This is a genomic window from Acidobacteriota bacterium, assembly GCA_016713675.1.
Classification (GTDB): Bacteria; Acidobacteriota; Blastocatellia; order Pyrinomonadales; family Pyrinomonadaceae; genus OLB17.
Genome location: JADJOS010000001.1, coordinates 627,964 through 641,373, shown reverse-complemented (window position 1 = coordinate 641,373; position 13,410 = coordinate 627,964). Strand labels below are relative to the sequence as shown.

At 54.6% G+C, this 13,410-nt stretch carries 7 protein-coding genes and 1 tRNA gene; 5 read left to right on the top strand and 3 right to left on the bottom strand.

From position 1 onward, the window contains the following. Positions 1–105 precede the first annotated feature (105 nt). Both IPK01_02890 and IPK01_02885 read left to right on the top strand, forming a co-directional pair. Positions 106–972, top strand: coding sequence for a universal stress protein (locus IPK01_02890; protein MBK7932443.1), 867 nt, complete (start codon positions 106–108; stop codon positions 970–972). 193 nt (positions 973–1,165) lie between these two features. Further along, positions 1,166–2,527 carry a hypothetical protein gene (locus IPK01_02885; protein ID MBK7932442.1) on the top strand — a complete coding sequence of 454 codons (1,362 nt, stop codon included), beginning with the start codon at positions 1,166–1,168 and terminating at the stop codon, positions 2,525–2,527. A gap of 160 nt (positions 2,528–2,687) precedes the next feature. On the opposite strand, the gene IPK01_02880 is transcribed toward IPK01_02885, so the two are convergent. Continuing rightward, positions 2,688–2,763: transfer RNA gene (locus tag IPK01_02880), tRNA-Thr, on the bottom strand. 388 nt (positions 2,764–3,151) lie between these two features. Here IPK01_02880 and IPK01_02875 point away from each other — a divergent pair. Next, complete coding sequence (locus IPK01_02875; GenBank protein ID MBK7932441.1) at positions 3,152–3,715, top strand: helix-turn-helix domain-containing protein; 564 nt, start codon at positions 3,152–3,154, stop codon at positions 3,713–3,715. A 45-nt stretch (positions 3,716–3,760) separates the two neighbouring features. Then, the gene (locus tag IPK01_02870; GenBank protein ID MBK7932440.1) at positions 3,761–4,207 is read left to right on the top strand and encodes an ImmA/IrrE family metallo-endopeptidase; all 447 of its coding nucleotides are present in this window, start codon (positions 3,761–3,763) and stop codon (positions 4,205–4,207) included. 148 nt (positions 4,208–4,355) lie between these two features. Here the strand turns inward: IPK01_02870 and IPK01_02865 are convergent, their stop codons facing one another. Both IPK01_02865 and IPK01_02860 read right to left on the bottom strand, forming a co-directional pair. Continuing rightward, on the bottom strand, positions 4,356–7,391 hold the full coding sequence (locus tag IPK01_02865) for a VCBS repeat-containing protein (GenBank protein MBK7932439.1): 3,036 nt from the start codon (positions 7,389–7,391) through the stop codon (positions 4,356–4,358). A gap of 275 nt (positions 7,392–7,666) precedes the next feature. Beyond that, entirely contained in the window at positions 7,667–10,888 is a 3,222-nt protein-coding gene (locus IPK01_02860) for a VCBS repeat-containing protein (protein MBK7932438.1), read from the bottom strand. A gap of 1,474 nt (positions 10,889–12,362) precedes the next feature. On the opposite strand from IPK01_02860, the gene IPK01_02855 reads away from it, so the two are divergent. Continuing rightward, positions 12,363–13,325, top strand: a complete 963-nt coding sequence (locus IPK01_02855; GenBank protein ID MBK7932437.1) for a VCBS repeat-containing protein — start codon at positions 12,363–12,365, stop codon at positions 13,323–13,325. Positions 13,326–13,410 lie beyond the last annotated feature (85 nt).

Here is a 13,410-nt window from a genome sequence, read left to right as displayed (position 1 = left end):
CAGTCTGTTTTCGTTTGGCACAATGCTTGCAATACGTCCGCTCAAGCCGTGGATCTCCCGTTAGCTGTTGGCGGGGCGGCAATTTAACAATAGGTGGCGACAAAGATGCGAATTCTTATTGGCTATGACGGTTCCGAGGCTTCAAAGGCTGCACTCTATGATATGCATCGTGCCGGGCTTTCGGGTGCGGCCGAGGTCCGACTGATAACCGTAGCCGATTCATGGCAAACGCCAAGATCGCTGGACGAAGCGGGGAGCGTTTCTCGAGAAGGGCTTTCGATACTTCATGCTGAATTTCCAAGTTGGAAGTTGGCCGCCGAGATACGTGAGGGTTCGCCGCCCCGTGAGATATTGGCAGCCGCGGAGGTTTATCAACCCGATCTTCTCGTTCTTGGAGAGCGACAAAATATCGGACACGGCACTAGTTTTCTCGGCCAAACGACTCAGACATTATTGACCGAAGCAGAATGCTCCGTTCGGATCGCTCGCGGAAAGGGCGGCAGTGGCGATCAGCCCGAAAAGATTTTGGTCGGATTTAATGGTTCGCCCGCCGCGATAAAGGCCGTCGATGCGATCGCTCTCCGAAAATGGGGCCCGGCAGCCGAAGTAAGTCTCTTGGCTGTGGCCGACTCCTCCGTTTTGAGCACGATCGGACGTTTTACTCCACAAATGTCGGATGCAACCATCGAGGCCAGATTCGCACACCAATGGGCTGAAACGCTGGCGGCAAGTGCGCTCGAAAAACTAACGGACGCGGGGCTCCGCACCACTCTGAAAGTAACGCTCGGGCATCCTGCCGAGATGATCACCGAACAAGCCGAGATCTGGGGAGCGAACAGCATCTTCGTTGGCCCGCATTGTTCGCTTAATTCGTTCGAACGATTCCTTCTCGGCAGCGTTTCGGTCGCCGTCTCAGCCCGTGCATCTTGTTCAGTCGAGGTCGTTCGCATGCCCGAGCCGGGCCGGCATTGACTTTTCCGCTCAAAACCCCCAATAAATATCTCAATATCGAACGCCGAGCTATGAGATCGATCGGTTCGATGCGGCATGTTCGAATGTTCATTACTCGCTGCCGGTACGCGAATGGCTCGGAAATACTCCGACAGCCGTTTCAAACTGTATTGTCGGGATCAGTCGATAATGTGTAAACTGAACAGACAAATATATGATCTCGAAAATTCTTCTGCTCGCATTAGTATCGGTTCTGATCTCCATCTTCCACGTCGTTGAAACCGGACGGGTTGCCGCTGCTTCCGCGGCTTCGGTTGATGTTCGGATCGATAAATTGGAACTTTCCAAAACGGTAGTTATTAGGCCATGTGCGCCCGGTATCAGACCTTCGGGTGAAGGCTGCAGCGACGATTGGACAATTCGGGTCAAGGCGACCGTCGCAGGCCGGGACGTAAAAAATGCCCGCGTGGACGTAATAGTTTCGGGTGGCCGGGCAAATCGTGTTGGGCCGCTCGAATTCGACTGGGACCTTTCCGGGGCAATGGCCGGAACGTACACGATCACGGCGGCGGCGGTCGAAAAGGACGGGCGGGTCACCGAGTCGAAAACTGCTACCGCCACGGTCAAAGAATGTGATAGCTGTGTCCACGTGGATGTTTGCCCTGTGATAAAGGTTGACGGCCCGGACAGAGCATTGAACGTGGGCGAACAGCTTACTTTTACGGCTTCGGTCGGCGGATCGGTGGACGCCACGTACAACTGGACCGTTTCCGCCGGTACCATCGTCAGCGGTCAAGGCACCCGTTCGATCAACGTCGCGACAGACCGGTCGGTTGCGGGGACATCGCTAACGGCTACAGTCGAAATTTCCGGCAACAGCTGGATGCCGGCGTGCTCGACAACCGCGTCGGATTCTGTGATTTTTGAGTTATGGCCAACTGCACGCTTGGTCGACGAGTTCCGAACTGCCGGCAATAACTGTGAGGAAGGGTTTGCTCGCTTGGATTCGTTCCTGATCGAGCTCAATATCAACCCGAACGATCAGGGCGTGATCGTTATCTACTCAGCTACTGCCGAACCTGATTCTGGCCGTCGCCGTAAACTTTCGCTCACCAATTACATCAAGATGCGGCAATTCGACCAAACACGGCTGACCTTCACCGATGCTTCATTAATGAAAGATGCAAAGACGCAGTTCTGGCTCGTGACCGCGGGAGCGGATATGCCAACGCCGGAAGCGGGCGACGGCCCCATCGATACGCCCAAGGAAGCCAAGCCGCCAACCAAGCCGTATATGTATGCCGCCGAATATTCCGACGGAATCCCAGGTTGTTTTGGAAATCTGTATGACCTCAAGGAATATGCGGCGGAACTCAATGCCAGCCCGAAGAGCCGGGGCAAGATAGTGATCGCAGAAACGTCCCAGGCAAAGTTCGCACAAAAGCGGCGTGAAATTCTAAGAGATCTCGCCAAATTCGGTGTGACGGCCGGCCGCATCACGAGCGTTTTCAAGCCCGTCCGCCGCGATCGCGCGTTGGAATCAACCGAACTGTGGGTCGTTCCGAACGCGAAGTAATTAAAGTATGTGTGCCGCGAAGGTGCAGCAAACCAGCACCATCCTCCGGTCGCCGGTGCGTTTACACAGAGCCCATACGGTATCGATTCCGAAGAAACTATAGCACTTGGCCTAGACCGGCCGAATGGCCGCACGCTGAAATTTTTCGTCTTGAATTATGTGGAGCCGCCCATCGGAGTCGAACCGACGACCTTTCGATTACGAATCGAACGCTCTACCAACTGAGCTAGGGCGGCAAGAATTGTCGTGTTCGGGCAACTGACGAAAGAGAATTTGACTAGCCCGATTCGGCAAGGCCGAATTACAGAATATACGGTTTTGTTGGGTGCTGTGTCAAGGTACGACAGATCTTGGGAGTGACCGGTCCGGTACACGCTTGTCTATCCGTTCTCGTTGAAAGTTCCGGATCACTCAGCGTGACGGCTGTGTCGGTGGCTTTCTGTTTTCGCGACCGCAACATTCGTCGATGAGTTTGCCGATAGGCTCGCTGGACCTTACCAAAATAGGCAACGTTCCTTATCTCAGGTTAGGGAACGGAACAGTGTCGATCAGACAACTAATTATCACGCGAAAACCGATGTGATCGCTTTGATTTCTTGAAAACGTATAGTAACATTTGCATTAATGAAGAAAACAGACGTTTTAGACATGGGTGTCAACAGCGATTTTGTTCGTCGGCTTGATCGTACGTTTGAGCACGAGATGATGTCAGATGTCGCCAGACGATTAGGCATCCCGCACGCAACGGTGCGAAATTACTACCAAGGACGGCTGCCCGCTCCGGAAGTATTGATCAAGATCGCAAACGTAACGAATGTTTCGCTCAACTGGCTGCTGACCGGCAAGGGTGAGATGTACGGGAATCAAAAGCCCGCGATCGGGTTAGGCAGGTTTCTCGAGGACAAGATCACTGAGATCGTCGATAAACGCCTTGCCGCTCTTGGGCACCCCACCGTCCGGGAATTCGGTTCGATCGACGCTTTTGATATCGAGAGAGCGATCTCTCGTTTTGATGACCCGATCCGCATCATGAACGAGTGGCACATATTTGAGGGCCGCGAATGTCCGTCCGATTACGGCATTGTTTTTTTTCGCGGTTGGGAGAAGTTCACTGATGATGAAAAGATCGCAGCGGTTACAGATGCTAAGCGTGTACTTGACCGGTCGGCGCAAACCAAAGCTTGCTGAGATGTCGCAGCAATGATACAATAGTGCATCGACAGTGATTCTGTTATGCAATTCGTCGTAGACAAGATCTCGCCTCTTTGCCCCGGCTGGAACAAACGCCCACTGACCGAAGACGATTTCTACCAACTCTGCAAACGGTTCCGGATCGGCGTAACAGAGATGCCTTTGACCGTAGGCGGTTTTTACCACCGCGTATCGGGGCGGGATTTTATTGCAGTTGACAGCCGGCTGTCGGGCGCTGAAAGGGTGCTCGTGTTATTCCATGAACTCGGCCATTTTCTCCTCCACACGCCTGATTCCGGTGCGACCGCAAGCTTTCACGGCGTTCAAAGATCAAGCCGTAAAGAGATCGAGGCCGATGCGTTCGCACTGTGTGCCGTCATACCAAAAACGCTTTTAGAGTCGAGATCGACGGACGAGTTGATCGCGGAAGGGATCGACCGCGACACGCTTCGGGAACGTGTCGAGATCTACCGTCGTTATCGATTGTAGAACGGACAGCACCAACTATCTCCACAATTATTAATTGCCTTCCGCGAAAATGTCACTGGTCAAAATAACCTGGCCGAATCATACTCCGCAAAAAAATGAGATCGCCCTTTCGGACGATCTCGCAAAAGAAACAATAGTAAATGTCGGACTACGGCAGATATCTGCGCGGCGTTGGGATATCGGTCGCAAGGCCGAACGGTGCAGTGAAGAACCCCGAAGTAGAGTTGTTTACGTACCACGTTCCACCGCGATATACGGCTTGGTCATATTTGCCGTCACCATCGTAATCTCCGGGAACCGGTATATCACCATCTAGCCCAAACGAAGTATAGCTGATACCGCCCGTCGATCTTTGGACATACCAGAAACCGTCAGACGGACGCCATACCGCGACGTCGTCTTTTCCGTCGCCGTCGTAATCAGCAAAGACCGGAATATCTGTCGCGAGGCCCCACGGTGTGATCGTCACGCCGTTGTCGGTCGAGCGGGCAATATACCAGGTCGCATTAGATGGCCTAAAGACGGCAAAGTCCGCCTTACTGTCACCGTCAAAATCGCCTTGGACCGGTTTGTCGCCCGTCTGGCCAAAGCGATAGTGCTTTAGGCCTTCGGCAAGTGACTGCAGAACATAGAAATCACCGGTCGCAGGCCGCCAAACAGCGTAATCCGCCTTGCCGTCTCCATCATAGTCCGCGATCACCGGCAGGTCACCGGTTACGCCCCAGGCCTTGCCCGTGAAGGTCGAATCTGCACTGCGGAAAACAAAGAAATCAGGCTCTCCCTCGACATTCGACGGACGGAATACAGAGAGATCGGTCTTTCTGTCGCCGTCAAAATCACCGGTTACGATCGTGTCAGTTCCGAGTCCGAATCCGGCTGCCGAAAATCCCGACGTTGAACGGTTCAGATACCATGTCGCATCGCTCGGGCGGAATACGGAAAGATCGGTCTTGCCGTCACCGTCGAAATCGCTGCGGACGCCGCGGGCGTTCGGGTTCGCCGTGATCGTGAAATTGGCGTTATTGATGTCAAAGAAGATATTTCCGACCGCCTCGATCTTGATCCGAGCCTGGGTCGTCGCATTGTTCGGCACGGTTATCGCTTGGGTCCCGTCATTAGGGGTCGAAGCGGAGATCGTGATCGGGAACGACAGTCCGCCATTGGTCGAGAGTGAGATCTTGACGTTTGCGGCGTTGATGCCGTTGGCGTCGGTACCGGCGACATCCCAGGTTATGGTCTGCGTCGAACCGCCGGGCCAACTGGTAACGATACCCTCATCGCCCAGCGAATTTGGCGAAGTTACACGGAAAGGCCCGGCTGCACCGGCGACCGCGACCGTGGTGGCAGAATCGGCGATGCCGCCGCGTTGGTCTCTTACCGCGACACGGAAATTCATCGTTCGAGCGACCGAGGGCAGATTTTCACCGGTAACGCAGGTGACCATAGGTTCGCAGACCGATCCGGTGGTGCCGGTCGGATGTGTTCCGGTGTAGGTCAGCGGCGGATTGTTGGTGCCGGCCGGATTATTCGTGCCGGTGTTAAGAATGTAATTCAGGCTCGGAAACGTTCGCGAGTTGCTAGCGACAGGTGAATATGCACGAAACAGCGGACGCAATACGCCGTCCGTATCGACATCGTATGTATTGGCAGGCGTTCCAAGCTGTCCGCTCGCCGACGGTGCCAGATCGTACTGTTCCCACGAATAGAGCAGGTTCGGTACATCTGCGGGGTCGGCATCATTACCAGCTGCCGTAAGTGTGAACGGCGTCAGTCTTGGTATTGTAAAGCTCGGTCCGGCACTGACGGTCGGGATCGAATTTGCATTTGCACCTGCCGTTCCGCAGGTGTTGCCGTCGCCGGTTTGAATGTTTGTGAGCATCGTCGTCAGGCTTCGGATATGAAACATCGGCACGATCGTATCTACATATTGCTGCAGATTTCGTTGGTTGCAGATGCCGACGTACGACATGATCGTCGAACCGCTGGCGACCTCGAATGCATCGGTCGCAGAGCGGGTGGTACAGGCACCGCCCGGATCGGAATTATTATACGTGTGGTCGGATCCGAACTGGTGTCCAAGTTCGTGAGCGGCATAATCAACGGTAAACGGATCGCCGTAGAATCCGGCGCGTGCCGAATAGCCCTCGGCCTTTTGCGTCGAACAAACCGATGGCGACGATGCGACACCGCCTCCGCCCGTACCGTAAAGATGACCGACGTCATAGTTTGGAATCCCGACACGAGCATTTATCGTCGTCTGATTGATTCCTAACTGCGGGATGCCATCCGTATTGTCATACGGGTCGGTCGCAGGGTCGTCGAAGATGATGTTTGTCGCGTCATTTGTGATCGGCGGGTTTACCAGCTGCAGCGTGACAGAAAGTTCGCGGCGATAAATTCCGTCGAGGCGATTTACGCTTGTTGTTAGAGCGGCAAGTGCGGCAGTCCTGACGGTTTGCGGATCTGTCGACATCGTCGTTCCGCGGGCCCATTCGCCGGTCGTGGCAACGGCAATGCGGTATGTGCGAATATTGGTGCCGTTAGTAAATGACGGAGCCGATTCGGGCAGATCGAATTTCAGATCGGCGACGCCAAGCTCTTTTCGGAATCTGTCGTCGAAGCCGCAGGAGAAATCATCCGCAGCCGGCCGTGGGTAATCGCTCTTGTAATAAACGATGTAGTTTTGCAGGTCATTTTCCTGAAACGGATCGATATATACGGTGCCTTTTGAGGTAAAGATGTAACCGTGAAATCCTTTGCTCGTCCAGTCAAAACGCCCGGTCGCCGACGCATCATCGAGGCCGTAGCCCTGAAATGTCTTCCATGATGGGAATGCATCGGCAAGATGGTCTGCCAGGACGGCCGATCGCTCGATACGAAAACGTGAGATCGAACCGTCAGGCATCGGAATTCCAAGAATGACCGAACGTTCGTTAGCATCCTGGGTGAATTCGAGCGGCATTTCACCCATCAGACGCTTCAGACGGCTCTGATCAAGACTAAATGTTTGGAATCTTTCGGGGTTGAGCTTGCGTTCCCCGCGAGCCCTTACCTTGGCAGCGTCGATCTGCCGCCAAACACCCTCAACATCATTATTTACAGCGAACGTGGTCTGAACTCCGGCAGCAAAGATCGCCAAGGCGACTGCTGCAAATAGGGTTCTCACGATCAAAAAGCTTTTCATTGATCTTTCTCCTCAAATTACAAAAATATATCCAACGTACGTGCGTCGACTTTCTCGACGATCACGGCGGTGACTGCAAACCAATTCCAGTCAGAAGTTGCGCAAAGTGATCTTAGTTTGATTCGGGCTGGCGGGTGAAACGACCATGCGGCCCCAAAAAAGGCCGCATGACCAGATCGAATTAGGATTCAGTTTAACCAGTTTCTTGCCAATTGACCAAGTCATTGGCACCGAAACTTACGATCAAATTCTGACAAATGGCATTTTACTCCGACTCATCGTACAAACGCGCTCGGCAGCGGTACGTCGCCGGCGGCACCGAACTGCTGGATCAGCGTTCCGGCGGTCGAGCGTTGGATGAACCACGTTGAGTTCGAAGGCCGAAAGACGCCCGCGTCCGTCTTGCCGTCGCCGTCGTAATCGCCCGCGACAGGCACGTCACCGGTCGTGCCGAACGGGAACGCGAAGTACGAGAGGTCCTCGCTCCGCAGCACATTCCAAAATCCCGTCGAAGGCCGCCAGAATGCGATGTCAGCCTTGCCGTCACCCGTGAAATCGCCGGGAACGGCCTTGTCGGTGGACGAACCGAACTGCAATGCAGCCACCACTGCGGTCGACGAACGCCGCACCCACCACTCGGCCCCGTTCACACCGACCGGCCTGAAAATAGCCACGTCAGCCTTGCCGTCACCGTCATAGTCGGCCACCGCCGTCTTATCACCGGCCGACCCGAACCCGAATATATCGGTCCCGCCCGACGACTTGTTAATGTACCAAGTCGACGAACTCTCACGAAACACAGCCGGATCCGACTTCCCATCCCCATCAAAATCCGCCGGCACCGGCACATCGCCATTCGCCCCGAACGGAAACGCATAGAACGAAAAATCCTCGCTCCTCAACACGAACCAGAATCCGGTCGACGGCCTGAACGTAGCGATGTCCATCTTGCCGTCGCCCGTGTAATCCGCCGGCGTAAGAATGTCGCTTCCGGCTCCAAAGGTGACCGCTCCGTTTGAGCCATTGCTGCTCCTGAGCCACCACCATTCGCCCGGGCCGGGGCGAAAGATCGCCAGATCCGTTTTTCCGTCACCGTCCAGATCGAACGGGGCACTGCCGGTCACCGCCAACTGGTAAGCACCCCGCCCATAGCTCGCGGCTTGGATCAGACCGTTCTGCTGAGCTGTGATCTTAGTGATGACCGCGGGCGGCAGGCCGCTGTTGAATCCGGACCAGGCTCCGCCGTCATTGAGCGAACGAAAGATGCCGATGTCCGTTCCGACATAGAGCGTGTTTGCATTTCGCGGATCGACAAGCAGCGTATTGACCGGCACGTCCGGCAGGTTTGTGCTGATATCCGTCCAGGTTCCGCCGGTATTGGTCGTCTTGAACACGTGCCCCGAACCAAACCCCGAGACCGTGAGATATGCCACCGCTGCATTCGTTCTGCTGACCGTGATGCTCGTAACAGAACGGTTAGGGATATTGGTCCCGGCAGGATTCCAATTCACGCCGGCATTCGTACTGACCATGACCCTGCCGTCGCTCGATCCGGAATAGATCACGCTCGGGTTAGCCGGCCCAACGCCAATGGCCGAGACCGTTCCGCCGTTCGTCAGGTCCTGAGCTCCGCCGGGTGCGGTCCACGTCGCACCGCGATCCGCACTGATATAAATGCGGTAAGTGCCGATATAGAGGTTGGAATTAAGACCGTTACCAGTGATCGGCGGGTAGAATGCCACGCGGTCGTTGTTAAATGTCGCACACGTCACAAATGTTTCGCAGCCGACCGGAGCGTCATAGTTATCCCCGTTGTTCAGAAAGCGGACCATATATCCGTTGACGTAGGACGCGAACACGATCGACGGATCGACGGCGTCGATCACGGCGTGCCCTCCGTCGCCGGCAAAAAATTCCTGCCACGTGGATTGTCCGGTCCTTCTCTGTGTGCCGTTGTCCTGCGTACCGCCGTACGAAATTGCTGCATTGGTCGGGTGAAGAGACAGGCCGACGAACATCGACAAATTGAGCGATGCATTAAGCGTTTGAAATGTAGTGCCGCCGTCGGTCGCGCGCCATACGCCGCCGTCATTGCCGATGTATATCGTGTTCGGAGCCCCGGGGCTGATAAACATCGAGTGCTGGTCGGGATGAGCGTTGGACTGGGTCGGAGTATATGTGTTGTCGGTCGGGCTCTGAAAATTCTTGTTAAGATTGGTGAAATTCACGCCGCCGTCAGTACTCCGCCACACGTCGCGTGTACCGACATAGACCGTGTTCGGGTCTGCCGGACTGACATATACATAATTGTTATAACCGAATTGTCGTACGTCGAACGTTGCCGAACCGCGGTTCGTCCACATGCCGCCGCCGTTGGTCGTCACCTCGAGCCGCGGCCTCGGGTTGTCGCCGGCGAGAACGTAGAGCACCTGGCCGTTCGAGGGTGCGATCGCCAGTTTTACGACCTGAGCTTCGATCGGTGATGTATAGATCCGGTTCCAGGACGCTCCGCTGTCGATGGATTTAAAAACGCCGCCCGCGGTATTCGGGAGGTTTACAAAGCCAAATGCGGCAAAAAGTGTGGCGGCTTCGGTCGGGTGCCGGACGAGGTCCGTGCCCATACCCGATAGCGTATTGGTCCATGAAACGCCGCCATCATTCGAAAGGAAAAATCCGGCACCGTTCCCTCCGTTTGCAAATGTCGATTGGAGCACTACGTATACACGGTTTGGATTTGTCGGATCTATCTCGACCTTGACGGCCTGCGCCGGAGTCGGGAACGACGCGTTGCTGACACGCGTCCATGTCGCACCGGCGTCCGCCGACCTGAGGACTCCGGTTCCCATATAAGCACTCTTTGAGTCGCCCATGGCGGCGTAGACGACGTTGGCATCGCTGGGTGCAAACGCTATTGCACCGACCGCCATATCGACCTGCGTGTCGCTGACCGGAGCAAATGTCGTTCCGCCGTTCGTCGATCGCCAGATACCGCCGACAGCTCCGCCGACCAGTACGATCTGAGCGTTAGCCGGCGAAACCGCGACGGCGTTTATTCGCCCGCTCGTGACGCCCCAGTTCGCCGGAAACGCCGATGTCGTCGGTGCCGGCCCGATCGATTGCCAGATCGACGCAGCCGTCGCATTCATCATCGAATTTTCTGCGGGGCGTGATAGCCAGGCCCGTCTCCGGGCCTCATCCGGAAGCTTATCGAACGGATACTTTCGCTGATCGATGAACCAGTTGTCACGTTCCTTCTGGTCGCCTTCGATCCCGTCCTCCGATTTGGGCTGCGGGAAGTTTGCGCTCAGTCCGGCTTTTGACCTTTGCCTTTGTTTTCGAACGCCAAGTGTCTTCTGCTTTTGGGTCCGTATCTGTTTTTGGCTCGATCTCGAGGTTCTCGATTGGCCAAGGGCGGCTGTAGTGAGCCCAACCAACGCGATCAGGCAAATTATCAGCAAGTTCCGTACTTCGTGCATAACGCTATTCATCTTGATCATATTTTTGTTTGTTTCCAGTCAAAAGGGATTTTTCTGAAATTCTGCCTGCGTCCAAATTTACCCGCGATTTCGACGGATCGAGGGATAAAAAGCCGGACTCACGAGGCTTTGAGACCACAACAAACTACGATCTCCCAATCGGCAAAAAATAGGCATTGGGGAGTGTTTACCCCAAACCTAGATCCAACACATCGAATTTTGCCTTAAAACGCTACTTACTTAGCATAGAAAAAATGTAATTGCAAGAAAGAATGGAGTTCGTGTAGCGCCTGGGAAACACACGAATTTCGTGTCGTTATGCCTAAATGGCAGAAACGACATTGAAAGGGCGGCCCACGTCAACTTCCGAGATCAACACCCAAGTCTCCGTCTTCCGCCCTTATTCCGGTTGGGTCAGGACTACCTCACAAACGCGCTCGGCAGCGGAACATCGCCGGCGGCACCGAACTGCTGGATAAGCGTCCCGGCGGTCGAGCGTTGGATGAACCAGATCATCGGGATCAGGCATACCTTCTTTCGATTCGCTCGGAATGTTACTCATAGTACCAACGCAGCGTACGAAGATCCGACAATCGTTTTTCCATGTCAAATTCAGAAATTCCGTTTCACTTTCACAGTCGTTAAGATCACGTTCAATCAAATCTGTCGGACCCGCCGGTCTCGTCGTCGGCTGGCGGTGCGAACGGCGGGTTTTAGTTTGCTTTATGCGGCAAACCGAGATCTGTGAGCCGATGATCATCATTGTCATCGGCACAGTCGAACTCATTATTTTGGTGGTAATGGTCGGAGAGAGGCGAAACACACTTATGGCACCGATCTTCGCTGCGGAGCGGCCAGCGACAGTACTGATCCGTCCAAAAACGGATTGTCGCTGGGGGTCTTTTTATTGTCGCTGACCCTGTTTTTTACTGTCGCAAGCCCCCTAAAACACTGTCGCTGGCCCCCTTAAAAACTGTGGCAGAACGCATTTCTACGACATTTTCATCAATTTTGTTGATAAAATTGTGGTACGTACCACAATTTGAACGTGAGGTGAAAAATACACGTTTGGTTCACCCCCAAAAACGCGTTTCACGGATCACAAAATGCGGACGCGGCCGAATTCGGTCACGTGGCGTAACATGTGTTCGACTACGCTCTGATCTGCGTTTCCGTAACATCGGTTCGGTCGACACGAACAATGAAACAGACTCAAAACCACGGAAAAAGCCCACATGATCGCGCGAGTATTTCCGCACTTCAAGGTTCGTCTGACTCACGCATATAAGCGTCCGGAACCGGAATGTCACCGACAAAAGCACGCCGCCGACGGGTCCTATCGACTGGCACAACTCTTGCGCTCATGATTGATATGGAGGTGGATTGACCGTTACGGCGCGCGATCGACCTTCAGTTCACCTCCGGCGTTGTTCGAGATCGAACAATCACGTCCGGTCTAGGCAACTTTATTTGATGTTCTTAGGAGGTGAAGACAATGAGGATCCTTTCATTTAGCAGAGTAATCTTTCTCGCGCTCGGGCTAGGTCTTTTTTCAGGCCTTGCTTTTGCGCATCACATTTCATCTACACTTGACGCAACCGCTCCGGCAATACCGGACGGCGTGACGTCAGTTACGACGGGTACAATGCCCGCTCGTTTGTATCGTCCAGGCGGCACGCCGGGAACGTGCGACACGCCCAAGACGGTCCCGGTAGAGGCAAATTATACAGGTACGTTCCGATACGATACCTACACCATTACGCCGGCGGTCTCCGGATGTGTGACGGTCAGTTCCCATTATTATGGCGGCGAGGGTGTTTTTCAGGTCACTGCCTATTCGAGCTTTGACCCCACGAATCCAAAAGCGAATTTCATTGCGGATTCGTACCTGTCAGTCACAGGCACTAACAAAAGACAGTTCATGTCGTTCATGGCAACGGCAGGGACGCCCTACACCCTGGTCGTCTGGAACGCCTTTACAGGTGAAGGACAGCCTTACGTTATTGAGATCTGCGATTCGATGGCCCGTCCCGGCGATTTTGACGGCGACGGATTTACCGACACGGCTGTTTTCAGGCCGTCGACCGGTGATTGGTATATCCTGCAGAGCAGCACCAATACCACCTTTATCGATCACTTTGGTTTGAACGGCGACATACCGATCGATGCCGATTACGACGGCGACGGCTTGACGGATCTTGCCATTTTTCGGCCGTCGGCCGGCCAATGGTGGTTCAAGCGAAGCAGCAACGGCGTGGTTCTTGGCGTTCAATTTGGGCTGAGCAGCGACAAGCCGACGCCCGGTGATTATGACAAGGACGGCATAGCGGACATTGCTTTCTTCCGTCCGAGTAATTCCTACTGGTATGTTCTGCGAAGCAGCGACAACTTCGCGTCGTACTACGGCTATCCGTATGGTACTACCGGCGATATCCCTGTTGCGTCAGAGCGGAAATAACCCCCGGCGGCATCGTGCCGCGTGATCTGACAATTGCGTATGCAAGAAAAGGCCCCATCGATCGTCGATCGATGGGGCCTTCGTC